Raw genomic sequence first — 22,327 nt, 5'->3', positions numbered from 1 at the left:
TTTGGCTTATGCATTCGATGCTTGAAAGACATGTAAGGCTGTGGGGTCGAAACCGAGAAAGACCTCTTCGCCCGGACCCACGAGATCGCTTTCGTTCATGCTGCGGCGATCCGAGGTGATGAGGAAATCGCCCAATCCGGGGACTGTGACCGCGTATTCGGCGGACGAGCCCAGGAAGATACGGTGGGTCACCGTGCCCTTGAAGGACATGCCGGCTGCGGTCATGTCGCGGCTGAGCTGGATCGCCTCAGGGCGCAATGCCGCAATCGCTGCTCCCGGTGCAAGACGCTTGCCGGCGGAAAGCGCCGAGCCGTCCGCAAGGCGCAGCGTTTCGCCATCGGCTTCCATCGTCGCCTCGATGCGGTTCGTCTTGCCGACGAAATCGGCGACGAAGAGATCGGCGGGGCGGTCGTAGACTTCCTGAGGGGTGCCAAGCTGGCGGATACGGCCGGCGCTCATGACGCAGACGATATCGGCCATCGACAGCGCCTCTTCTTGATCATGCGTGACGAGAACGAAGGTGATGCCAAGCTCGCGCTGCAGCGTCTGCAGCTCGATCTGCATGGCCGAGCGCAGCTTCTTGTCGAGGGCCGCCAGCGGCTCGTCGAGCAGGAGCACGGAAGGGCGGTTTACGATGGCGCGCGCCAGCGCCACGCGCTGCTGCTGGCCGCCGGACATTTCATGAATGCGGCGCTTGGCAAAGCCGCCGAGGCGCACCATCTCGAGCGCCTCGGCGACACGCCTGTCGATCTCGGCACCACTGATCTTCGGGCGCATCTGCTTCAGCCCGTAGGCGACGTTCTGCGCGACGTCGAAGTGCGGAAACAGCGCATAATGCTGGAACACCATGTTGACCGGCCGCCGGTAGGCCGGCACGCCGTTCATCTCGCGCCCGTCGATCAGCACGGTGCCTTCGCTCGGCTGTTCGAAACCGCCGATCATGCGCAGGCACGTCGTCTTGCCGCAGCCGGAAGGGCCGAGAAGCGCCAGGAATGCGCCCTTGGGCACATTGAGGTTGATGTCCGTTACGGCGGTCACGGCGCCATAGTTCTTCGTGACCGAACGGAATTCGATGTCGTTCGTTGAAGCGGATGCCACGTCTGTTCCCTGCGGTTGGTCGGCAGTCTTTGATCTGCCTTATTGCCACCGTCGTTAAGGAAAGAGTAAGCCTGAGCTTCTTGCGAGGTATATACCCCGAAAGAGGTATTTCAGCACAGAATGCTTCGTGGAAGGTATATATAGGGGCTGCACTGAATTGTGCAGGGCGGCAAAGGGAACCCGTCATATGAGCACCGACCTTGAAGGGCTTTTCGCGGCCTTCAACGCCACGATCGGCAGATCGACGATGGCGGATCTGGAGTTCGGAGAGACCTTCCGTCAGATGATGGCGGCGCTGGTTCGCTTCGACTATGTCGTCGTCTTCGCCTATCGCGGCAAGGAACGGCCGATCGATCTCTACAGTACCTTCGACCGCGAGGAGCATATCGTCTTCGTCACGCTCTATCAGGCCGGCCCCTATCTGCTCGATCCCTTCTACCACACGGCGCGCGAGCGCCGCGAGGGCGTGCTCAGGATGCGGGAGCTGGCGCCGGATCGCTTCTTTTCCAGCGAGTATTACCGGACCTACTATGTCCAGACCGGGCTTGCCGAGGAGATAGGCTTCTTCGTCAATGCCGACGATGACGTCACAATCGTCCTGTCATTGATGCGGCGCGAAAAGACTGGCGTTTTCCCGCCGGCGGAATTCATGACGCTCAAGAAGGTCGAGCCTCTCGTCGCAAACATGGTGAGACATTATTGGTCCGGACTTGCTTTGCGCTTCGACGCGCAACTGGCTGCCGGCGGCAGGAGCCGGCGCAGGCAGGGTCAGAACGAGACTGTCCCGCCAGCCGAAGCCGTCTGGCGGGACCTTAATCTGACAAGCCGTGAGACGGCTATTGTCGAACTTGTGTTGCAGGGGCATTCGTCGGAATCGATCGGCCTGAAGCTCAATATCTCGACGGGCACGGTGAAGGTCCACCGGCGCAACGTCTATCGCAAGCTTGGCATTTCCTCCCAGACTCAGCTGCTGTCGCTCTATCTCAAGAACCTAGCCTAGCGTTGCCGAGATCTAGCCCGACATACGAGCACCGCTTGCCTCTCTTGCAAGAAGTCTGAGCCATGGCCCGCAATGGAAGAGGCTCATGAGCAGATACATCGGCACCATTCCGCTCAACATCGAACTGTCTTGCGCGGAGCAGATCATATCGCCGGTTGCCCCATAGGCAGTCAGCACCGTCATCAGAGCGAAGCTTGGCGCTGCTGCCAGTGCCAGGAAGCGGCCGGCGATGACGGGCAGGGCCGGGACGGCCGTTTGCCCGCCCGCCCTCTCACCGATTTCGGATGTGCTGGACATCAGCTTGCTCCGTAGCGATCGTGGTGCCTCCACCACACGCCGGTCTCGTTGCGGCCGAGCGGCGCGCGGTCGAGCCACTGGTACATGCCCCAGAGCCCGTCGAGTCCGCGGGCGTAGGACGAATAGGTATGATAGATTTCGCCGTCCTGCATTGCGAAGGCGCTGACGCCGGGCCGGTCGCGCGTGTAGGTTGCGACGTCGGTTCCGGTCATCGATGCGATCTGTGACACCGGACCTTCGCTGCCGCGCAGTTCCCATTGCTGAACGGTCTTGCCGGCCAGCGGCTCGGGCATGGGCGGCTCGCGCCGGTAGTTGTATTCGATGCTGCCGTCGCGTTGCTCTTCCGGGGTGAACCAGACATTGAAATCATGGTTGAAATCGCTGTTTGCCGAAGAGGCCCAGTCGAAGGTCCAGCCCATCCGCCGCTTGAATTCCTGCAGTTTCATCAGGGGTGCCCGAGAAATCACCGAAAAGGCGACATCGTGATTTTCAAGATGGACGGCGATGCCGTTGAAGCCATCCGCGATCGACGAGCAGGAAGGGCAGCCGGCGGTATAGTCCGGCCCGAACATGAAGTGATAGACGAGAAGCTGCGAGCGACCCTTGAAGAGCCCCGAGAGCGGAACCACGCCCGTCTCGGTCTCAAGCCTATAGTCCTTTTCCACCTTCACCCAGGGCAATTCCTGGCGGCTGGCGGCAATCTCGTCGCTGCGGCGTGTCAGCTCCTTTTCTTGTTCCAGCAGGGAAAGCCGTGCCGAAAGCCACTCTTTGCGTGTTCCTGTTCTATGCATCGTCATGGTTGATCTCCTCTTGTCTGCGAGGTCTGTCCTGTCGGCGCTGCGTCTTGCCTGCCGATGTGCAATAACTTACGGCTGGAGGCCCAAGGGGTGGGAGTTACAAGTGTGACGGGATTTCGATGGACTCGCTGATCGTCGCGGCTGCCCAGGCGCTTGCCGCTGGCGATGTGCTGGGGGCGCTGAAGCGCGTGGCGCTGCGCGACGATGCGCCGGCACTGGCGCTGCGCGGCATTGCGATGGCCCAGCTGGGTGATCTCGTTCGCGCCAAGGCGCTGTTGAAGGGTGCTGCGCGCGCCTTTGGTCCGCGCGAGGCTGTCGCTCGCGCCCGCTGCGTCGTGGCCGAGGCCGAGATCGCCCTTGTCTCGCGCGATCTCGGCTGGCCGGAAAGGGCGCTGGAGACGGCGCGCATCGCTCTCGAAAAACATGGGGACCGCATCAATGCCGGCCATGCCCGCAATCTGCAGATACGCCGCCTGCTGCTGATCGGTCATCTGGATGAGGCCGAGCGGCTGCTGGCGAAACTTGATCCATCGCCGCTGCCGCCTGCGGCAAGGGCAAGCCATGAACTGGCGGTCGCCGGCATTGCCATCCGCCGCCTGCGCATCGAGCCGGCGCGCGCCGCTCTGGCGCGTGCGGCGGAGGCGGCCGGCAAGGCCGGTATCCCTGCGCTTGCAATCGAGGTGCGTGATGCGGCGCGCGTTCTCGATGAGCCGGCCGCGCGTCTGGTCGCGCGGGGGAGCGAAAAGCCGCTGTCGCTCGATGAGGTCGAGGCTCTGCTGTCGTCCGGAGTATTGGTCGTCGACGCCTGCCGCAATGTCGTGCGCAGCGGCGGTGAAACCGTATCGCTTGCGAGTCGACCCGTGCTCTTCGCTCTGGTACGTGCGCTCGCCGAGGCGGCGCCCGCCGACGCGCCGCGTGCGCTGCTGCTTCATCGCGCATTTCGCGCCCGCCACGCCGATGAATCCCACAGGGCGCGGCTGAGGGTCGAGATCGGGCGGCTTCGCGCCGCGCTGGAACCGCTTGCCGAGATCAGCGCGACGCCGGAAGGTTTTGCGCTGACGCCGCGGGGGAAGCGTGATGTCGTCGTGCTGGCGCCGCCCGTCGAGGTCGAGAATGCCCCGCTGCTTGCCTTGCTCTCGGATGGAGAATCCTGGTCGAGTTCGGCATTATCGATTGCGCTCTCGACAAGCCCGCGTACGGTGCAGCGCGCGCTCGACGCGCTTGCTGCGGTCGGAATGGTGCAAAGCGTCGGCAACGGCCGGGCGTGCCGCTGGATGATGCCGCCCGTCGTCGGCTTCCCGACAACATTGTTACTCCCCGGACCGCTGCCGAGCGACTAGGCTTTCGCATCATCGACAACAAACCAATCCCGATCGGAGGATGGATCTATGAAAAAGTCCCAAGCGGAAATCATTCGCGAATACGGTCCCTTCGACAATGCGCCGCGGGTGAACGGCGTCACCTTCGACGGACAGCATGTCTGGTTCGCCTCCGGCGAAAAACTGCATGCTCTCAACCCCGAGAGCGGCGAGCAGGTGCGCACGATCGATGTCGCCTCTCATGCCGGCACGGCTTTCGATGGCCGTTACCTCTATCAGATCGCCGAGGATCAGATTCACAAGGTCGACCCCGGAACCGGCAAGATAGTCTCCACCATTCCTGCGCCGGGTAATGGCGGCGATTCAGGCCTCGCCTGGAGCGACGGCAGCCTGTGGGTGGGGCAGCATCGCGGCCGCAAGATCTACGAGATCGACCCCGAGACCGGCGCCATCCGGCGTACCATCGAATCCAACCGCATCGTCACTGGCGTCACATGGGTCGACGGGGAATTGTGGCACGGCACCTGGGAGGGCGACGAAAGCGAGGTGCGACGCGTCGACCCGGTTACGGGCGAGGTGCTGGAGCGGCTCGAAATGCCCGAGGGCACCGGCGTTTCCGGCCTTGAATCCGACGGCAAGGACCGCTTCTACGCCGGTGGTGGCGGCAGCGGCAAAGTGCGGGCGATCCGTCGTCCGCGCTGAGCGGCTTGCAACGAGCGGTGTGCCGTCCGCGACCGGTAGATCGGGCTCCGCTGCGAAGTTTTCCGCCCATCGGTCGAAGGAAGCCGTTTCGCAGAAGCGGCCGACCGTCTATGGGGAAGGGGTTGTTACCCGATAGGCGGTTTGTCCGATGAAACCTCTCCCCGAAGACGCCTGGAATGCCTGGCAGCCGGCCGATCTGATGAAACGACTTGGCTTGGACATTCACTGGTATGTCGTCGGCGGATGGGCGCTGGACCTTTGGCATGGCCGGCAGACCCGAGATCATGAGGATCTGGAATTTTCCGTGCTGCAGGAGGATGTCGATCGCGCCCGTTCGCTGCTCGGAGAACTCGTATTCTTTTCGGTCGCTGACGGCCATGTCGAACATCTTCCGTCGTCGGTGCCGCCGGCTGAGCACGTGGCGCAGCTTTGGGGCGCCGATCCGAAGGAGGGGTGCTGGCGCGTCGATATGATGCCGGAACGTGGCACTGCCGCGACCTGGGTCTATAAGCGCGACCCGTCGCTCACCGTTCCGCGCGGCGATCTCATTCGCAGGACCGCCGAAGGCCTTCCCTTTCTTGCGCCCGCCGCAATCCTTCTTTTCAAGGCGAAGCACCGGCGGGAAAAGGACGAGCGGGATTTCGATCTCGCCCTGCCCAGGCTTGCGGCTGCGGAAAGAGCCGACTTACGTGGATGGCTCTCGAGGCTTCATCCTGATCATGACTGGATAGCACGGCTTTAGAATCTGCGAGCGCCGAAATCGCGATATCGTGGAGGGTGACCGGCGACATCGATGCCATGCGTCTCCGGCATGGAAGCCATGCCTTGCCGGTTCGGGTTTTCATTGCCATATTTCACTTACCAATCGCATTTCAATCATTTCCAAGCTGCGAGCTGCGCCGGTCCCGACTGATGTCGTGGATATTCGCGCGCGCCAAGGAGAAGCCATGAATGAGATCACGAAAAGTCTTGGTGAAATGAATCTGCAAGAGCGTGCCGACCTAATGGCAGCTGTCGCGGATGTACTGCAGGCCGCCGCCGAAGAGGCGGAGGAGAACGGCGATGCGCTGGCCGTCACCAACTCCCTGTTCCTGGCATGCAATCTTCGCGGCTGTTCGTCCGGTCTCGGCCCGAATGATTTGAAGGTCGCCGAGCTTCTGCTGGAGCAGGGCATCACGTTCATTCATCTCTTGAACGGACGCAGGAAAAATGGGGCGCTGGTTCACTAGCCACGCGACAGAAAGTCTACCGCAGCGCGTGATGGCGCTGCGGCATCTAAGTTTAACGAGGCATGATTCCCGGCTGGTCCGCCGGGAACTTGGCGATGTCGGCAAGGCTGACATTGAGATGCTGCGCGACGAGCGCGGGCGGCGTGTGGGCCAGCCAATCCGACAGGCTTATTTCCTGATAGTCGGCCACCTTGAAGACGGCAACGAATTGCAGGTCCGTCTTGCCGGTATTCTCGATCACGTGCCCCTGGCTCTTTTTCACATAGCCGACATCACCCGGCCGGAAATCGGCGGTCTGGCTGCGCGGACCGGCATCGAAGACCGTCATGCGCCCTTCGCCCTTGATCCAGTATTGCCATTCATCGGCGTTCGGGTGCCAATGCATCTCGCGCACGGCGCCGGGCTTGATCGTTTCGAGAGCAGCGGCGATCGTCGTGGAGACTTTGAAGGTGTTGCTGTCGGCGAGTTGGATGATGCCGGAGGCGTTCTGCTTCAACGGTGCCGTTGCGCCCAGCTTGAACGTGAAGGGGTAGGGCGGCAAACCGCCCGAGGCAACGGCTTCTTGGTCCGCCGAAAGCGGGCCGGGTTCCTTGCCCTGGAAGATCCAGAGATCCTGCAGAGGGATGTTCTTGAAGGCTTCTTGCGGGAGGCCGAAATTCTTCGCAAGCACTTCTGGCGGCGTATGCGCGAACCAGTCGGTCACCAGCAGCGTATTGTATTCGGATTGGTCGCCCTGGTCGAAGACGATCACGAATTCGCAGCCATCGGGACCGAGACCCTGCAGCGAGTGCGGGAGACCGGCGGGAAAATACCAGAGATCGCCCACGCCCACATCCTGCACGTACGCGCGTCCCTGGGGATCGAGAACGGTGATGCGGCAGCTTCCATTCGTCATGATCGCCCATTCGGCGGCGCGATGCCAGTGCAGCTCGCGAACGCCACCCGGGCCGAGACGCATATTGACGCCCGAGACGGCCTCAGAGATGGCGAAATCGGATTTGGTGAGCTGACGCGCCCAACCGCCGTTCTGAATGCGCTTGGCAGCGTTGTTGAAGGACCCCCAGAACAGCTGCATATCGCCAATGTCGGTGGCCGGTGGGCTCTCGAACGAAGGGAATTGTTCGTAAAGCGCCGGGTTCTTCGGGCCAGGATCGGAGAGGCCGGCCGGGTTGGCGTTAATGGCGCCTTCGGCAGGCTGGTCGGGGTTGCCGAAGGTGGCCGCTTGAGCTGCACCCGTCGCAAGTGCCGCGCCTCCCATGGCTCCAAGGGCCAGAACTGAGCGTCTCGATAGAGAATCCATTGCTATCACTCCTTTGACGTGGATGGATTTATGCCGCTGGAGCCTGTGCGCCGGCGATCACATGTCGGGACCGACAGGTGAAGTCGCCCCGTTTCCTGGGGCGCCGATGGGCAACGGCAAAAGGCGATGTCACAATCCGGTCGACAGGTCGTTGCTCAACAACCGTCGGAGAGCCAAATGGCCGGCAGGACTTTGCGATACCTGCCGACAAGGCGGCGTCGCGAGGATGACGTCCCTCACGGACGTTATCCTCGATCCCTCCCAAGATGGAGGGCTCCATGTAGAAGCCGGACATCGTACGCTCCCATCGCCGAATGTGACAATTGAAGGCTACAACTGAAGCAACAGGTGCACAGCTATACGTAGGTCTAGGCTGCTTTCGCGAAAGGTATGTGCTCGCGTTGCGAAGCAGCCATTCCTCTTGCCGGCGGAGCGTGCGAACGTGCTCGCCGCCGGGCGTCCGGCAGGTTTGATGATCGTATGGACGATGATCGGTGGGCAGAAGGCCCCGAGATCAACGGCAGAGGCGTGGCGCTTCAACGGTCAGTGACCGAGTGCCGACTCCAGATAACCGATCAGCTTTTCGATATCGACTGGCTTGCCCAAGAAGGCGAAGGCCCCCCCGCTCATTGCCTTCCTGCGTGTCCGTTCATCCCTGTGGGACGTTATGAAGATTACCGGCGGGCGTTTCGAATGCTTATTGAGCTCGGCCTGAAGTTCGATCCCGCTAAGACCCGGCATCTTCACATCGATCAGCATGCAGTCGATCGTCGATGCCTGCCCAAATGCCAGGAATTCCTCTGCCGACGCGAACAGACGGCACTCGTAGCCGCAAGACTTGACGAGATCGTCCATCGCCTCACGAATGGCGTCATCGTCATCGACGATGGCTATGGTGGGAACGGGGGGCAACAATGCTACCTTTTCTAGTGGCCTTTCAATGCTTGGTAAGCTTTTATGCGCCTAAGCTTGGTCCAAGGGTATCATACTAAGATACAGGTTTAGCACGCGTCTGGTCGCCTTTTGTGTTCCGGACAACACGAACCGACGAATACATTTCCATAGTTCACATGAGTTTGTCGCATCATCGTCTTATCCGATCTTGCCAATACAGCGTTTGTATCGGGTCTGTTTGCCGAGACGTCGGCTCCGCATGGGATGGTAGAGACGATCATACGGTCTGCAACGGATAGACGGCGGGAACATCATCGATGTCCCGCCGCTCGTATTCAGTCTGGCTTGTCTTGGGAGAATTCTCCCGTTGCACAGATTATCTCAATCTTCCTGGATGGCGCTGTTTCTGGCTGTGTCGCGCATGAAGAGATAGACGATGAGCGAGATGCCGATCATTGCTGTCACATACCAGTAGAAGCCCTGTTCCCAGCCGCTGCTCTTGAATTTCAGCGCTACGAATTCGGCCGTGCCGCCGAATAGCGTGTTGGCGAGGGCATAAGGCAATGCGACGCCGAGGGCGCGGATATGAGCGGGAAACAGCTCCGCCTTCACGACCGCATTGATCGACGTGTAGCCGGTGACGATAACAAGCGCGCCCATGACCAGCAGCCCCGCGATGAGTGGGTCCCTTGTGGTTTCGAGCGCCGAGAAGATCGGATAGGTGAACAGCACGCCGCAGATGCCGAAGCCGATCATCAGCGGCTTGCGGCCGATCTTGTCGGAAAGCCCGCCTGCAATCGGCTGCAGGAGCATGAAGATGAACAGCGTGATTGCGTTTATCTCGCTCGACGTCTCCCGGCTGAATCCAGACGTGTTGACCAGGAATTTCTGCATGTAGATCGAATAGGCGTAGAAGGCGAGTGTGCCGCCGGCCGTCAGCAGCATGACCAGTGCCGTTTCCCTCGGGTGCCGGGTGATGAGCATCCAGAAGCCGGACTTCTGTGCGTCGCTTGCGCGCACATTCTTGAAGCTCTCGGTTTCGGCAAGGCCGCGACGCAGCCAGAAGACCACGACCGCAAGCGCTGCTCCCATAAAGAAAGGAATGCGCCATCCCCAGGCGTTCAGCGCTTCCGTCGTCATCACGGCCTGCAACAGGATCAGCAGGGCGATGGCAAGCAGCTGGCCGGAAATCAGCGTGACGTACTGAAACGACGAAAAGAAGCCGCGCCGCTCTCGGCCGGCCATTTCGGAGAGGTAGGTCGCCGAAGCGCCGTATTCGCCGCCAACGGACAGGCCCTGCATCAGACGGGCGAGGACCAAAAGTGCCGGTGCCGCGACACCGATGGTTTCATATCCCGGTGTCAGCGCGATAATCAGCGAGCCGGCGCACATCAGCGTCACCGAAAGGGCGAGACCGGCTTTCCGGCCCTTGCGGTCGGCATAGAGCCCCATGATCCAGGCTCCGATCGGCCGCATGACGAAACCCACGGCAAAGACCGCCGCCGAATTCAACAGCTGCGCCGTCTGGTCGCCGGCAGGGAAAAAATGTGGAGCAAAATAGAGCGCGAATGCGGCATAGACATACCAGTCGAACCATTCGACCAGATTGCCGGTGGAACCGCCGATGATCGATTTGAGACGCTTGCGCCGCTCGGCCGCTTCCGCCATTGCCGTCGTCGTGATGGGATCTTGTACTGTCTTCAGCATTATGCCTCTCCTCCCGTTTCTGCTTCTGATCGCCGCGGCGCAGCGAAAGGCGCTGCGGACGACGGGTTCGCCGGGAGAGGCCGTATGCGTGCGGGTTGCCGCCGCCGGTCTCTTCGAGACCATATCGGCTATGCCGGATATCCGGCCGGCAACCAGCCTTTTCTGCGTATCGAGGACCACTCTCCCAGTGGCTGCATTGATACGCATGGAAGGCGCGAGGGACGAGATCTAAGGATCTGTCGGGATACGATATTGATATAGTTCAATTTTCTTGCGATCGCATGTCGATCTTCGGAGCGGTGCGCGCAAGATTCTGCATGGCTATTTCAAAGCTTGTGCAATATCCTGCACAGATGAGTGGATTGGGCCTCAGGCGAATTGTACTTTTGGCGGCGGCTGGTTTGGCCGTCGCCGTTGGCATTTGGTACGCGGCGCTCTCGTTTTCGCGTCAGGATGCGCTTGGGCGGCTGGGCGGCGAGGCGGAAGGGCTTGCGGTCCAGCATAGCCGTTTGCTCGACAGCGAGCTTTCGCGTTTCCGGCTCCTGCCGATCGTGCTTGGCGAATATCGCGATCTTGGCGAGGCACTTGCAAGCCCGACGGCGGATGCGGCCCGCCGGCTTGATGAAAAGCTTGGCTTCCTGGCCCATGAAACCGGCGCCTACATCATCTACCTGGTCGATCAAAAGGGACTTGTCATCTCCGCGTCGAATGCGGGGACCGAAGACAGTTTCGTTGGCAAGAATTTCAGCTTCCGCCCCTATTTTTCCGAGGCGCTGAAAGACGGGACGGCGGAATATTATGGCGCCGGAGCCATCAGCGGCCGGCCGGGCCTGTTTCTGGCCCGCAGGGTCGGCGCTGCCGCGGCTCCAGCGGGGGTCGTGGTCGTCAAGTTCGAATTCGATGCGGTGTCGCGGATCTGGGCGAACGATCCCGGCGAAACGCTTGTCGTCGATGAGCACCAGATCATCCTCGCCGCATCCGATCCGTCTCAGGTGCTGACAGCGCTTGCGCCGCTGTCGCCCGAAGATCGGGCCGGCATCGTTGCAAGCGGCCAATATCGCGACGCGGCGCTGGGGCCGGGAAACTATCGGGCCGAGGACGCCGGCCGCATACGCGGTCCGCGACAGCAGATCATGATTGCGGCGGAGCAGCCGGTGGCCGGCACGCGTTTGCGCCTCCTGCATCTTCTCGACACCCGCACGGCATTGCAGGACGCGCGGGTGGAGGCCTGGCTCCTGGCCCTGCCCGCGATCCTGGCATTGGCGGTCATCGTAGCGGCGATCTGGTGGCGAATGACCCGGGCAGCGAGAGCTGCGGCCGACCGGCGCGCGCTTGAGGAGGCCGTCGCCGCGCGCACGGCCGAGCTGCGCGCCGAGATGGCCGAACGCACGCGCGCCGAAGATCGGTATCGCGACGCCCGCGAGGAGCTTGCCCAGGCCAACCGTCTCGCCTCCGTCGGTTCGATCACGGCGGGGTTGATGCATGAAATCAACCAGCCGGTCGCCACCATCCGGACCCTCGCCGAGAATGCCCGCCACCATCTCGCAGCCAATCGCCTCGATCGTGTCGGCGCCAATCTGGACGCGGCGGTCGAGGTGACGGCGCGCATCGGCACGATTACGCAGGAGATGCGGCGGTTCTCACGCCGGGGGCGACAGGCGGCCGGATCGGAGCCGCTCGATGCTATGATTGCCGGTGCCTTGCTGTTGGTCGGGAATCGCTTTCACAAGGCGGGCGTGCGGCTGGATCTTCCGGCAAAGGGCCAGCCGCATGTGCTTGCCGAACGGGTGCGGCTGGAGCAGGTTATCGTCAATCTGCTGCAGAACGCTATCGATGCGGTCGCGGAAATCGCCGATCCGCATGTCGCCCTGCTCATCGACGCCGAGGGAAGAGACATCGTGCGGCTGACCGTCGCCGACAACGGCCCCGGTATCGATCCTGCACTGGCCAAGGAAATATTCCGGCCCTTCATGACCGGCAAGCCAGACGGGCTCGGTCTTGGGCTCGGGATCGCGCAGGACATCATGAACGATCTCGGCGGATCGTTGACAACAGGCCCTTCGCCGCTCGGTGGCGCGGCTTTCATAATCACGATGAGGCGGGCATGACCCTACAAGCGCCGGAGAAAGTCCTCCTGGTCGAGGACGATGGTCCTTTTAATGCCGCACTCAGCGATTCCTTCGCCATAGCGGGTTTCGACGTGGAAACCCATGGCGACGGGCAGTCGGCGCTGGCAAGTCTTGCGACCGCATTGCCAGGCGTGATCGTCAGCGACATCCGCCTGCCGCGCATCGACGGACACGATCTGCTGGAAGCCGTGCTGGCGCGCGACCCGGACTTGCCCGTCATCCTGATGACCGGCCACGGCGATATCGCCATGGCGGTCGGCGCACTGAAACAGGGTGCCTATGATTTCATCGCCAAGCCCTTTGCCACCGATCATCTGATCGCATCGGTGCGCCGGGCGCTGGAGACGCGTCGGCTGGTGCTGGAGAACCGCCGTTTGCGGCAGGCCGCCGCGGAGGCTGAGGATGCGTCGCCGCTTCTTGGCCAGACTGCGGTCATGGCGCGCTTGCGCGAAACGATCCGCCAGGTCGCAAGCGCCGATGTGGATGTTCTCGTCGAAGGAGAAACGGGCACCGGCAAGGAGCTCGTGGCCCGTCTTATTCATCGCTGGAGCAGGCGACGTGCCCGCGGCTTCGTCGCGGTCGATTGTGCAGCCCTGCCGGATGCGATCGCCGATGAGACGCTGTTTGGAAACCGCGTCCGGCGCGGACGCATTGCCGAGGCGGATCGCGGCACGCTGTTTTTCGACGAGATCGACAGCATGTCGCCCATGCTGCAGGGGCGGCTTCTGCGTGTCGTCGAGGAACGCGAGCTACCCTCGGCAACAGGCGAGCCGGTCCCGGTCGATCTCCGTATTGTCGCGGCCACCAAGAGCGATCTGCACGGCGCGGTCGTCAAGGGCCGTTTTCGCGCCGATCTGCTCTATCGGCTGGAAACCGTAAGAATCCGCATTCCGCCCTTGCGGGAGCGACGGGCTGACATCGGCCTGTTGTTCAGCGCCTTTCTCGACGAGGCCGCGCGCTCGCACGGCGTGCCGCGTCCACACATCGATGCCGCGATGGAGGCACGGTTTTTGACGGATGATTGGCCGGGCAATGTCCGCGAGCTGCGCAACTATGCAACGCAGGCAGCGCTTGGCCTCGCCTCTGCCCGCAACGCGCCTCTCCTGGAACTTGGCCTCTCCGATCAGATGGATCAGTTCGAGGTGAATATTCTGAAGGCCACGCTGGAACGCTTCGAAGGGGATATAGGCGAGGTCGCACAGGCGCTCAAACTGCCGCGCCGCAGCCTCTACGCCCGTCTGCAGCGTCACGGCATCAATCCGTCAACCTATCGCAAGTGAGATGGCTCGCATACCGAGAGCCAAGGGAGCTAGATGAATAGGGTTCATCCGCTCAACTTCTGATCCGGTTTCGTCATTCGTTGCCGTGCGTGACAGCGTGGAGGCGCGTCCAGACAAACTACGAGGGCGGCAAATCGAGGCCGTTCGGCAGTGAGATCCAGATGACGGTTTGCGCCTCTGCGGAATGTCGTGACAGATGGCCCTTGCCGTGCGTGTCCTGCACTAACACGAAGCTACCCGCCGGAATGTGGCGCACCTCTCCATCGCTTGTCTCGTATTCGACCGAACCATCCAGCCTGACCGTCAGCACCGGCTCCGGGACGGTATGCCAGGCAACCTCGCGCATGCCGGCTGGGATGTGGGTGAGGCGGACGCGGGACGCCTGATAACTGGCCGAAACCTCGAACGGCGCGGCATCGGGATGCACCGACCCTTTCGTGGTCGGCAGTTCGACTTCATCGAAATGCGATTCGCCATCCGGGGTGGCATAGATGCGTAGACACTTCACTGTCGCGGGCTCCTTGTGGTTCTGCATGCCGAAGCGAAGCATGCCTACCATGAAGGAAGCGGGGTAACATCATGGATCTGGTGCGAGAATCCGGTGCGGATCGTCAGCGGAACCTCGCAGTTCGAACTGTAGAATCCAGAATCCCAGTTGTAATGTAGCTCAGCATAAAGGATTCATGTGACGTATAAATTCGATTAACTATGCGTTAATCATAATTAATGCTGTGTGATAATAGAGGATAATTAATACATCTCAAGATATTGAAGCTTGTCTGCATGATGCAGCAATTAAATTAGAGAGCTATGATATGCTTGATTTACCTAAATTGATGCAGCTATTACTATTTGCGGCCGTTATATTGTTATTTTTCCGCTGGGTGGTCGAGGACATGAACAGGTAGCCGCCTTGAGCGCCTGAAGATCCCAGCATCGCAGCAATTTGCTTCTTCGGCTCACTGTTTTCCTATCGTCCGGCGAGGATGGCGCGTGGCTTCGGCTCGTGCATGGCGCAAGCTGATCGTGGTGATCTGCTATCGCCTTTCTGTCTCGGGCGGCAGGCCTAAGGGGAACTGAATAACGGCGCCCGGGAGTTTCCGGACGCCATTGAGGCACATTGCTCTTGCAGATCGCGGTACGGCTTGCGCGTGAACCCGCATGGTTCAGTGGGCGCCTGCGCCGCCGCCGGTTTGTGGGCGCTTGGTGAACAGCATGGTGATCGCGGCAATGGCGAGCACGACGCCGATGACGGCGAAGGTGTCGCTGAAGCCCATGATCAGCGCCTGTCTCTTGATGATCTGGCCGAGAGCGATAACCGCTTTTTGCTGGGCGACCTGATGGTCCGAGACGCCGTGCGACAGGAAGTAACCAGTCATCTGGTCGATCCGCTCGCGCACCTCATCGCGGGCAAGGGTCACGGATTGGCCGATGATGTTGGAGTGAAACTGCTCGCGCTTCGTCAGGATGGTCCCAAGCGAGGCTGTGCCCACCGCGCCGCCGAGATTGCGCAGCATGTTCGTCAGGCCCGAGGCGGCGGCCGCGTCCGCTGGAGCAATCCCGGCTGTCGTGATCGCGGTGACGGGCGTGATGACGAAAGCCTGGCCGATTGCACGGACGATGTTCGGGATAAAGAACTGGTCTCCGGCATTATCGGCCGAAAGCGTGACGTTCATGAAACAGCTGAGCGCAAAGACCGCGATGCCGAAGAAAGCGAGCCAGCGCACGTCCACCCGCTTCATCATCAGCGGCACCAGCGGGATCAGCAGCAGCTGCGGCAAGCCCGTCCAGGCAAGGACGTTGCCGATCTGCTCGGCGTTGTACTTTTGCACCTGGCCCAGATATTGCGGCAGGATATAGACTGTCCCGAACAGCGCGACGCCGACGAGGATGTTCGCAAGCACGCCGAGCCCGAAGTTTCGCTGTTTCAGCAGCTGCAATTTCACCAGCGGCTTCGAAACTTTGAGCTCGATCACGATGAAGAGGGTTAGGAATACGGCTGCGATGATGCTGAGCCTGATGATGAAGGGCGAGGAGAACCAGTCGTCCTTGTTGCCTTCTTCCAGCACCGTCTGCAGCGCCGACAGACCGATCGCCATCGTCACGATGCCGGCCCAGTCGCCTTCGCGCAGCAGTTTCAGCTGCATCGGCTGCTTGTCCAGCGTCAGCGCCAACGCCACCACCATGACGGCACTCGGCACGGCATTGATGAAGAAGATCGTCTGCCAGCCATAGTTTTCAGTCAGGTAACCGCCGATCGTCGGGCCGATGGCCGGCGCGAAAGTGACCGACAGCGCAAAGAGCGCCAACCCAAGAGGCTGCTGCGGCTTCGGAAGCTTCGTCAGCACCATGGTGAAGGCCATCGGAATCAGCACGCCGCCGGCAAATCCCTGCAGGCCGCGCAAGACGATCATCGTCCCGAGATCGTGTGCGAAGGCGCAGGACAGGGAAAACAGCGGAAACAACACCGAGTTCACCAGTATGTAGCGGCGAAACGAAAAGACGCCGCTGAGATAGGCGGTGAGCGGAATGACGACGATCTCGCCGATCAGATAGGAGGTCGAGATCCAGGCGCCATTGTCCACTCCAGTTCCAATGCCTCCCTCGATATCGAGGAGGGACGCATTGGTGATCTGGATGTTCAGGATCGCCATGAACGCGCCGATCATGCCGGCCATGACCGCGATCCACTCTCTTGTCGATGCGCGCGGCTGTGCCGCAGCGGCCGGCATCGGACGGCCATCGATTGTAATCGTCGACATTGTGGGGGCTCCCGCCGTCAGTTCTGCTGCGCGGCGTCTGCTTTGGTGTTGATGCTCGGCTCGACGGACATTCCGGGGCGCAGTTCGCCGCCGTTCATGGTCTGCGGGTCTAGCGCTATTCTTACCGGAATTCGCTGAACGACCTTGGTGAAGTTGCCGGTCGCGTTATCGGGCGGCAGGAGCGCGAATTCCTGGCCGCTCGCGGGCGCAAGGCTGTCGACGCGACCATGGAAGACCTTGCCCGGGAACATGTCGACTTCGATATCCACCGGTTGACCGGGATGGACGTCCGTCAGCTGCGTTTCCTTGTAGTTGGCGACGACATAGGCCTGATCGGTCGGCACGAGCGACATCAGCTGCGTTCCGGCCTGAACATATTGGCCGATACGCAGCGTGCGGTTGCCGACGGTGCCGTCGACGGGGGCGACGATCGTGGCATAGGAGAGGTTGAGCTCGGCCTGGTGCTGGACCGCCTGGTTTTTCTGCAGGGCGGCGGTTGCCTGCGAGATCTGCGCTTTCAGGAGCGAGACCTGTTTGACGGCGCCTTCCAGCGTCGCGGTATCCCTGACGATCGAAGCCTGGGCTGCGGCGATCTGGGATGCCGCCTGTTGCGCCGTCTGCACGGCTGCATAGCCGTTGGAGGCGAGGCTCGCATAACGCTTGTTGTTCTGTTCGGCGAAGGTCTCGTTTGCCTTGTCGACGTCCAGCGTCGCGCGGGCTGCGGCAATCGTCGATTGCTGAATATCCAGCGAGGCCTGGTCGGCCTCTATCGTTGCCTGCGCGGCGGCGACGTCAGCCCTGGCCTGGTCGAGCGCCGCGCGGAAATCGCGGTCGTCGATGCGGGCAAGCGGCTGGCCGGCCTTCACGGTCTCATTATCCTTCACAAGGACTTCCGCGAGATAACCCGAGATCTTCGGGGCGATCGAACTATTGTCGGCCTGCACATAGGCGTCGTCAGTCGACACCTGGAAGCGGCCGTTTTGCCAATAATCATGTCCGTAATAGCCCGCGGCGGCAATGATGACGATCGCACCGACGCCATACATCAGGCGGCGAGGCGTCCTGCTGCGACCAGTCGTGGCACCGATGCCGGCGTGGCCCTGGGGCGCTTCCGGACGGGCTTCGGAGACCGCGCCTTCCTTGACTTTCAACTCGACATCTTCCTGCGCTTCAGCGGAAGCGTCTTCGGATGTCACGACATGCAGATTCTTAGCCATATGCTTGCTCCTGACAGAAGGTCGCTGCCGGGCAGGGGTAGCGGCCAAGTTTTATTTGGAAACTTGATATTTTCCAAAATAGGCGCTATATAATCCAAGTCAACTAGATTTTGGAAAATAACTATGGTCCTAAATCAAACAACCGTGAAACGGCCCCGAGGCCGACCGCAGGTTCGCGGTGACGACGAGACCAGGGCGCTCGTGCTTTCGTCGGCACGAAAGCGGTTTCTCGACACGGGTTACGCATCGGCATGCGTCAACGATATCGCGCAGGATGCGGGGGTATCGACCAAAACCGTCTATCGACTGTTTGAAGGCAAGGGCGAGATCTTCAATGCCGTGGTTACCGATCGCATTGCTCGTTTCAGCGTGGAAGTGGACCAGGGGCTGCTCAAGCATCCGGACCTGCATCATCAGCTCGAGCAAATCCTGATTGCCTACGGCCGTCTGGCGCTGGACCCAGAAACGATCGCGATCAATCGCCTTGCGGTGGCCGAGGCCGATCGCTTTCCCGAAATCGCGGCGTCGTTCTATCAGCGGGCAATTGTCGCCACGACCACCGTCTTCGAAACGTGGCTGCGCAGCCAGCGCGACAAGGGGGCAATCACCATTGCCGATATCTCCCGCGCTGCTGGCTTCCTCAGGGGAATGATGACCATGGAGCCGCAGCGGGCCGTCATGCTGGGCCAGCGACAGGCGCCTGATGACGAGGAAATCAGAATTCGCGCGACGGAGTGCGCAGCAATCTTCCTGAAAGGCTGCATTTCCAGCTAGCCCTGAGCCTGCGACCATCCGACGGCACACGCCGCGTCAAGCCGGCGCTTGGGACCAGCCTGCAGCTAGGGGGAAAGCCGCCCGCGCGATCGCGGGCAGCTTCCGGGTCGGTCAAGGCGAAACGGTGAAACTATAGGTTCCGTTGGTCTTGTGGCCGTCCGTGGAGAGTGCATGCCATTCGACCGTGTATTTGCCGGCGGACAGCTTGTCGGTCACGGGTACCATCAACGTGGTGTCCTTGTTCATCAGCATGCCTTTGCCGGTCTTGACGGCCGCCTTGTCGGGTCCCGTCACCTTGATGCCGCTGAATTTCAGATTGAGACCTTCCGAGAAGGTCAGGTCGAGTTCCGATGGTGCGGTCTTGACCGTGCCGTCGGCCGCCGGGACTGCCGACTTTAGATGAGCATGCGCGATGGCTTGACCGGCAAAGGCGAGGCTGATTGCGCCGGCAGCGAGGAGCAATTTCTTGATAGGGGGCATTTTGATTTCCTTATCATGTTGACGACCAGCAGCAAGGCTGCGGATCGGGTGATGGCGATCGCTCGATCGCCCATATCCGTTGGCGGCTGAGCCGGACGGAATTCTCATTTTCCGATGGTGCTCGGGCGCCACGGAATTAGTTCTGCTGCAGCAGATTTCGGATCTTCTGCAGTGCGACATCGTCATTTTCCTGATAGGCGATCGTGCCGCTGAGATTGCCGCCGGCATCGACCAGCAGCACGGATGCGGTGTGATCCATGGTGTATCCGCCGTCCGGACTAGGCACCTTCTTGGCATAGATGCGCCAGCCCTTGATGGCCTTTCGCATCTCGCCGGGATCGCCCGTGATACCGGTGATCCGGTCGGTGAAATTGCCCGTATAGCTGTGCATGATCGCGGGCGTGTCGCGCTCCGGATCGACGCTGAAGAAATAGGCCTTCAGTCTGTCGGCCTGCGGTCCGAGCGTCTTGAACCAGCCCGCCATATCGTAGAGCGTGGTTGGGCAGACATCGGGGCAATGCGTGTAGCCGAAGTAGACAAGCGAGGGGTGGCCCGACAGGGCCTTTTCGGTGATGGGCTGACCGCGATCGTCCGTCAGTGTGAAGGCTGCACCGAAGCTGCCGGCTGCCCGGACCTGCGGCGTCATGAGGAATGTTGCGTAGCCGATAACGCCGGCGCCGACGACAAGCGTCAGGGCGACGGCCATCGTGATGAACCGCTGCCTATTTGACATGGAGTGTCTCTCCTTTCGCCGCAATCGATCCGACCGGGAAATCGACTTCGATCGATCCGGCCTTTTCGAACTTGAGCGTTGCCCTCACCGTCTGGCCCTGAAGGAAGGGCTCGGCGACTTTCAGGAACATCACATGATAGCCGCCAGGCTTGAGCTCGACGGTCTTGCCGGCCGGTATCGGCAGGCCGTCGGAAAGCTCGCGCATGATCATCACGTCATTGTCCATCTTCATCTCGTGAATCTGGACTGTCGCGGCGCGTGGCGAGCTTGCCGCGATCAGCCGGTCGTCGGTGTCGCCGGTATTGGTGATGGTCACATAGCCGCCACCGACGGGAGCGCCAGGCACCATGGCGCGGACATAGGGAGCGGAAATGGTGAGGTTGCCGACCTTGACGTCGTCGGCAAGGGCGATGGAGGACAGCAGGGACGCCAGCCCGAAGGCGGCAAGAGCAAAAGCGCGTTTTAACACGATCGATATCCTTGATCCGGAAAAAGGGGGCGGGCAGAACCATCGGCTCCGCCCGATCTCGTCAGGAAAAGAAGCGCCGGAGCGGCGGCACGAAACGAACCACGAGCTGATCGAGGAGCAGCATCACGACGATCGCTGCTCCCGTCAGCGGGAAGGCCGCGCCGAAGACGATGGCGATGAGCCAGAGGCCGATATAGACGGACTTTTGCGGCGGCATCGGCGGCACGCCGAGGCGGCCGGCAGGCCGTCGCTTCCACCACATGGTTGCAGCCGAGACGCAGCAAAGGACGATCGCCAGACAAGCAGCCAGCATCAGCAGCTGGTTGAAGAGGCCCCATTCCTGTCCCTGATGGACATTGATGCCCCATTCGATCGCCTTGCCGAGCGCCGGATACTGATCGTAGGAAATGTCGACGAGCGGCCTGCCGGAATATTGGTCGATATGAACGGTGCGTTCCTTGCCGAGATCGCCGAAATAGTGGCTTGCGGTATAGACGCCAGTTTCATCCCCTGGGATCGCAAGGTCGGAACCGGCGATCATGCCAAGCCCATGGATGATGTCGACGGCCCTGTTCAGATCGATCGGCCTTGCCGATTGCGCCGCCGCGATATCGGACAGCGGAACGGGTGCGTTTTCGACGACCCAGCCGGCGCGGCTGACGACATCCTGCGTGACCTTCGTCGATTTCGGCACGTCGTCCCAGACCGCCGCCGGTGTGCCGAGATTATTCGCGGTCAGCCAGGCATTGACGTTGGCGCCCCAGTAGCCGGACCAGGGCATGCCGCTGAAGGCCAGGAAGAAGATGAGGATGCCGGCAAGCGCTCCCGTCACGGCATGCAGGTCACGCCAGAAGACGCGCCGCGATGGATTGCCGCGAACGGTGAGTATGCCGCCGGTCTGCTGGCGCGGCCACCATAGATAGATGCCGGTGACCACGAGGACGAGGGCAAAGCCGGCGACGATCTCGATGAGGCGATTGGTCCATTTGCCGAAATATTCGAGACTGTGGATGCGCTTGACGACCCAGCCGAATTCGTCTTTCGCGTCGACCGAGCCCAAGATGCCGCCGTCATAGGGATTGACGTAGACGATGGTCGATCGGCCGTCCTTGGACAGCGTCACCCAGGCCGAGCGGTCTGCGGCCGATGCCTCGTGATAGGAGGTTGCGCGTGCGCCGGGAAAGGCTGCGAGCGCCGCATCGGCAATCTGCTGCGGCTGCAGCATCGTGCCGGCCTCGGCGACGATATGGCGGTGCGTATAGAAGGTATCGGCAATCTGATCCTTGAACAGGTAGAGCGATCCGGTGATCGCCAGATTGAGCATGAAAGGAATGACGAGAAGACCGGCGAAAAAATGCCAGCGCCAGATCGCGCGATAGAGCGATATATTATGGGTTGCTGCGACTGCGGGCTCCGCAGCGGTTAAGGCAGACATGAAAATCCTCCGAAGATCGGTGGGCAGCCGCAAGCGGACGATCCGGGGAGAGCGGCGATGGCTCGCCGTTTGTCGTGAGCTTCTTCACATGACCAGCCGGACCACTCGGCCCGCCTCGTTCGGTAAAGTTCAGCTGGGAACACCCATCTTCGGATCTTACGACCCGAGGGTCGCGCATGACGGCAGCCGTTGACGGCGGGCGTCACAGCGAAAGCTGCAACGCCGGTTCAGCCAACGATGTCGAGGATGGGGGGCGCTCTTGGGCCGGTATTCGGTGGATAAAGCTGTCGATGGAAAGCTTCCGACCTCGCGACGACGACCTCTCCGCGCGGGGAGGCGAGGCGCTCGCAAATCTCGGTAGGAGGTGTGGGCAGAACCGCAGCCGACGCGATCCGGCAGGCCTCACATCCGGGCGCATAGGCCTTTCCATGCACCTTGCCGTCGGCATCTTTGTAGGTGATGCAGAGGATCGGCAGGGACCCATCCGGCAGCCGGTATTGGGCAAGCTCTATGGGAGATATGTCATCCGCTGTCGCAACGACTGGCTGATGGGCGAAGCCGACAAGCAACAGCGCCACGGCGCAGACGATGCGCGCGCTCCACTGCCATGTTCGCGAAATTGTCTTCCGCATTCTTGTCCCCACCACCGCATCCGCGGATAAGGCTGCAGTCATAGGGCAGGCCCATTGCGAGCGCAATGCGTCA

The 22,327-nt window shown here is 61.4% G+C and carries 22 protein-coding genes; 8 read left to right on the top strand and 14 right to left on the bottom strand.

Features of this window, described 5'->3' with window-relative positions:
- Positions 1-6 precede the first annotated feature (6 nt).
- Complete coding sequence (locus tag ACIQWP_RS01315; RefSeq protein WP_402781169.1) at positions 7-1,098, bottom strand: ABC transporter ATP-binding protein; 1,092 nt, start codon at positions 1,096-1,098, stop codon at positions 7-9.
- 187 nt (positions 1,099-1,285) lie between these two features.
- Here ACIQWP_RS01315 and ACIQWP_RS01310 point away from each other — a divergent pair, with 187 nt between their 5' ends.
- Positions 1,286-2,098 carry a LuxR C-terminal-related transcriptional regulator gene (locus ACIQWP_RS01310; protein WP_402781166.1) on the top strand — a complete coding sequence of 271 codons (813 nt, stop codon included), beginning with the start codon at positions 1,286-1,288 and terminating at the stop codon, positions 2,096-2,098.
- 12 nt (positions 2,099-2,110) lie between these two features.
- On the opposite strand, the gene ACIQWP_RS01305 is transcribed toward ACIQWP_RS01310, so the two are convergent.
- Both ACIQWP_RS01305 and ACIQWP_RS01300 read right to left on the bottom strand, forming a co-directional pair.
- Positions 2,111-2,395 carry a hypothetical protein gene (locus ACIQWP_RS01305; protein WP_402781163.1) on the bottom strand — a complete coding sequence of 95 codons (285 nt, stop codon included), beginning with the start codon at positions 2,393-2,395 and terminating at the stop codon, positions 2,111-2,113.
- Positions 2,395-3,192 (bottom strand): DUF899 domain-containing protein, encoded by a 798-nt coding sequence (locus tag ACIQWP_RS01300; RefSeq protein ID WP_402781160.1) that lies wholly within the window; start codon positions 3,190-3,192, stop codon positions 2,395-2,397. The genes ACIQWP_RS01305 and ACIQWP_RS01300 overlap by 1 nt, the downstream gene beginning before the upstream one ends.
- Before the next feature lie 119 nt (positions 3,193-3,311).
- Here ACIQWP_RS01300 and ACIQWP_RS01295 point away from each other — a divergent pair, with 119 nt between their 5' ends.
- From ACIQWP_RS01295 to ACIQWP_RS01280, 4 genes are all read left to right on the top strand, one after another.
- Positions 3,312-4,532, top strand: a complete 1,221-nt coding sequence (locus ACIQWP_RS01295; protein WP_402781157.1) for a helix-turn-helix domain-containing protein — start codon at positions 3,312-3,314, stop codon at positions 4,530-4,532.
- A 48-nt stretch (positions 4,533-4,580) separates the two neighbouring features.
- Positions 4,581-5,213: a glutamine cyclotransferase gene (locus ACIQWP_RS01290; RefSeq protein WP_402781154.1), complete on the top strand. Its 633-nt coding sequence runs from the start codon at positions 4,581-4,583 to the stop codon at positions 5,211-5,213.
- Positions 5,214-5,361: 148 nt separating this feature from the next.
- On the top strand, positions 5,362-5,955 hold the full coding sequence (locus ACIQWP_RS01285; protein ID WP_402781151.1) for a nucleotidyltransferase domain-containing protein: 594 nt from the start codon (positions 5,362-5,364) through the stop codon (positions 5,953-5,955).
- A gap of 205 nt (positions 5,956-6,160) precedes the next feature.
- Positions 6,161-6,442 carry a hypothetical protein gene (locus ACIQWP_RS01280; protein ID WP_402781148.1) on the top strand — a complete coding sequence of 94 codons (282 nt, stop codon included), beginning with the start codon at positions 6,161-6,163 and terminating at the stop codon, positions 6,440-6,442.
- 52 nt (positions 6,443-6,494) lie between these two features.
- Here the strand turns inward: ACIQWP_RS01280 and ACIQWP_RS01275 are convergent, their stop codons facing one another.
- The 3 genes from ACIQWP_RS01275 to ACIQWP_RS01265 form a co-directional block, all read right to left on the bottom strand.
- Entirely contained in the window at positions 6,495-7,742 is a 1,248-nt protein-coding gene (locus ACIQWP_RS01275) for an oxalate decarboxylase family bicupin (RefSeq protein ID WP_402781145.1), read from the bottom strand.
- Between the two features lie 543 nt (positions 7,743-8,285).
- Positions 8,286-8,654, bottom strand: coding sequence for a response regulator transcription factor (locus ACIQWP_RS01270; RefSeq protein ID WP_402781142.1), 369 nt, complete (start codon positions 8,652-8,654; stop codon positions 8,286-8,288).
- A gap of 363 nt (positions 8,655-9,017) precedes the next feature.
- Positions 9,018-10,343 carry an MFS transporter gene (locus ACIQWP_RS01265; RefSeq protein WP_402781139.1) on the bottom strand — a complete coding sequence of 442 codons (1,326 nt, stop codon included), beginning with the start codon at positions 10,341-10,343 and terminating at the stop codon, positions 9,018-9,020.
- A gap of 401 nt (positions 10,344-10,744) precedes the next feature.
- Here ACIQWP_RS01265 and ACIQWP_RS01260 point away from each other — a divergent pair, with 401 nt between their 5' ends.
- A complete protein-coding gene (locus tag ACIQWP_RS01260) occupies positions 10,745-12,451 on the top strand; it encodes a sensor histidine kinase (RefSeq protein WP_402781136.1) in 1,707 nt (568 codons plus the stop codon).
- Positions 12,448-13,752: a sigma-54-dependent transcriptional regulator gene (locus tag ACIQWP_RS01255; protein WP_402781133.1), complete on the top strand. Its 1,305-nt coding sequence runs from the start codon at positions 12,448-12,450 to the stop codon at positions 13,750-13,752. Before ACIQWP_RS01260 ends, ACIQWP_RS01255 begins: the two co-directional genes overlap by 4 nt.
- A 118-nt stretch (positions 13,753-13,870) precedes the next feature.
- On the opposite strand, the gene ACIQWP_RS01250 is transcribed toward ACIQWP_RS01255, so the two are convergent.
- The 3 genes from ACIQWP_RS01250 to ACIQWP_RS01240 form a co-directional block, all read right to left on the bottom strand.
- Entirely contained in the window at positions 13,871-14,260 is a 390-nt protein-coding gene (locus ACIQWP_RS01250) for a hypothetical protein (RefSeq protein ID WP_402782694.1), read from the bottom strand.
- A 658-nt stretch (positions 14,261-14,918) separates the two neighbouring features.
- Positions 14,919-16,514 carry a DHA2 family efflux MFS transporter permease subunit gene (locus tag ACIQWP_RS01245; RefSeq protein WP_402781130.1) on the bottom strand — a complete coding sequence of 532 codons (1,596 nt, stop codon included), beginning with the start codon at positions 16,512-16,514 and terminating at the stop codon, positions 14,919-14,921.
- A 17-nt stretch (positions 16,515-16,531) separates the two neighbouring features.
- The gene (locus tag ACIQWP_RS01240) at positions 16,532-17,731 is read right to left on the bottom strand and encodes an HlyD family secretion protein (protein WP_402781127.1); all 1,200 of its coding nucleotides are present in this window, start codon (positions 17,729-17,731) and stop codon (positions 16,532-16,534) included.
- 123 nt (positions 17,732-17,854) lie between these two features.
- Between ACIQWP_RS01240 and ACIQWP_RS01235 the strand changes: the two genes are divergently transcribed.
- Entirely contained in the window at positions 17,855-18,505 is a 651-nt protein-coding gene (locus ACIQWP_RS01235; protein WP_402781124.1) for a TetR/AcrR family transcriptional regulator, read from the top strand.
- Positions 18,506-18,616: 111 nt separating this feature from the next.
- On the opposite strand, the gene copC is transcribed toward ACIQWP_RS01235, so the two are convergent.
- From copC to ACIQWP_RS01210, 5 genes are all read right to left on the bottom strand, one after another.
- Positions 18,617-18,985, bottom strand: a complete 369-nt coding sequence (gene copC, locus ACIQWP_RS01230; protein WP_402781121.1) for a copper homeostasis periplasmic binding protein CopC — start codon at positions 18,983-18,985, stop codon at positions 18,617-18,619.
- A 136-nt stretch (positions 18,986-19,121) separates the two neighbouring features.
- Positions 19,122-19,718: an SCO family protein gene (locus tag ACIQWP_RS01225; protein WP_402781115.1), complete on the bottom strand. Its 597-nt coding sequence runs from the start codon at positions 19,716-19,718 to the stop codon at positions 19,122-19,124.
- Entirely contained in the window at positions 19,708-20,187 is a 480-nt protein-coding gene (locus tag ACIQWP_RS01220; RefSeq protein WP_402781112.1) for a copper chaperone PCu(A)C, read from the bottom strand. The genes ACIQWP_RS01225 and ACIQWP_RS01220 overlap by 11 nt, the downstream gene beginning before the upstream one ends.
- A gap of 61 nt (positions 20,188-20,248) precedes the next feature.
- Complete coding sequence (locus tag ACIQWP_RS01215) at positions 20,249-21,622, bottom strand: PepSY-associated TM helix domain-containing protein (RefSeq protein ID WP_402781109.1); 1,374 nt, start codon at positions 21,620-21,622, stop codon at positions 20,249-20,251.
- 227 nt (positions 21,623-21,849) lie between these two features.
- Positions 21,850-22,254 carry a hypothetical protein gene (locus tag ACIQWP_RS01210; protein WP_402781106.1) on the bottom strand — a complete coding sequence of 135 codons (405 nt, stop codon included), beginning with the start codon at positions 22,252-22,254 and terminating at the stop codon, positions 21,850-21,852.
- Positions 22,255-22,327 lie beyond the last annotated feature (73 nt).

Origin of the sequence: Rhizobium sp. NPDC090279, assembly GCF_044769665.1 — a bacterium.
GTDB lineage: Bacteria > Pseudomonadota > Alphaproteobacteria > Rhizobiales > Rhizobiaceae > Rhizobium.
The sequence above is the reverse complement of the archived record's forward strand: the minus strand, read 5'-3'. Positions and strand labels throughout refer to the sequence as shown.

Excerpts from the sequence above, each read along its gene's own strand:
- ACIQWP_RS01245 (WP_402781130.1), bottom strand. The coding sequence starts at position 16,514 with ATGTCGACGATTACAATCGATGGCCGTCCGATGCCGGCCGCTGCGGCA.
- ACIQWP_RS01295 (WP_402781157.1), top strand. The coding sequence starts at position 3,312 with ATGGACTCGCTGATCGTCGCGGCTGCCCAGGCGCTTGCCGCTGGCGAT.
- ACIQWP_RS01300 (WP_402781160.1), bottom strand. The coding sequence starts at position 3,192 with ATGACGATGCATAGAACAGGAACACGCAAAGAGTGGCTTTCGGCACGG.
- ACIQWP_RS01210 (WP_402781106.1), bottom strand. The coding sequence starts at position 22,254 with ATGCGGAAGACAATTTCGCGAACATGGCAGTGGAGCGCGCGCATCGTC.
- ACIQWP_RS01240 (WP_402781127.1), bottom strand. The coding sequence starts at position 17,731 with ATGGCTAAGAATCTGCATGTCGTGACATCCGAAGACGCTTCCGCTGAA.
- ACIQWP_RS01290 (WP_402781154.1), top strand. The coding sequence starts at position 4,581 with ATGAAAAAGTCCCAAGCGGAAATCATTCGCGAATACGGTCCCTTCGAC.
- ACIQWP_RS01215 (WP_402781109.1), bottom strand. The coding sequence starts at position 21,622 with ATGTCTGCCTTAACCGCTGCGGAGCCCGCAGTCGCAGCAACCCATAAT.
- ACIQWP_RS01285 (WP_402781151.1), top strand. The coding sequence starts at position 5,362 with ATGAAACCTCTCCCCGAAGACGCCTGGAATGCCTGGCAGCCGGCCGAT.
- ACIQWP_RS01310 (WP_402781166.1), top strand. The coding sequence starts at position 1,286 with ATGAGCACCGACCTTGAAGGGCTTTTCGCGGCCTTCAACGCCACGATC.
- ACIQWP_RS01255 (WP_402781133.1), top strand. The coding sequence starts at position 12,448 with ATGACCCTACAAGCGCCGGAGAAAGTCCTCCTGGTCGAGGACGATGGT.
- copC (WP_402781121.1), bottom strand. The coding sequence starts at position 18,985 with ATGCCCCCTATCAAGAAATTGCTCCTCGCTGCCGGCGCAATCAGCCTC.
- ACIQWP_RS01305 (WP_402781163.1), bottom strand. The coding sequence starts at position 2,395 with ATGTCCAGCACATCCGAAATCGGTGAGAGGGCGGGCGGGCAAACGGCC.
- ACIQWP_RS01265 (WP_402781139.1), bottom strand. The coding sequence starts at position 10,343 with ATGCTGAAGACAGTACAAGATCCCATCACGACGACGGCAATGGCGGAA.
- ACIQWP_RS01225 (WP_402781115.1), bottom strand. The coding sequence starts at position 19,718 with ATGTCAAATAGGCAGCGGTTCATCACGATGGCCGTCGCCCTGACGCTT.
- ACIQWP_RS01275 (WP_402781145.1), bottom strand. The coding sequence starts at position 7,742 with ATGGATTCTCTATCGAGACGCTCAGTTCTGGCCCTTGGAGCCATGGGA.
- ACIQWP_RS01280 (WP_402781148.1), top strand. The coding sequence starts at position 6,161 with ATGAATGAGATCACGAAAAGTCTTGGTGAAATGAATCTGCAAGAGCGT.
- ACIQWP_RS01235 (WP_402781124.1), top strand. The coding sequence starts at position 17,855 with ATGGTCCTAAATCAAACAACCGTGAAACGGCCCCGAGGCCGACCGCAG.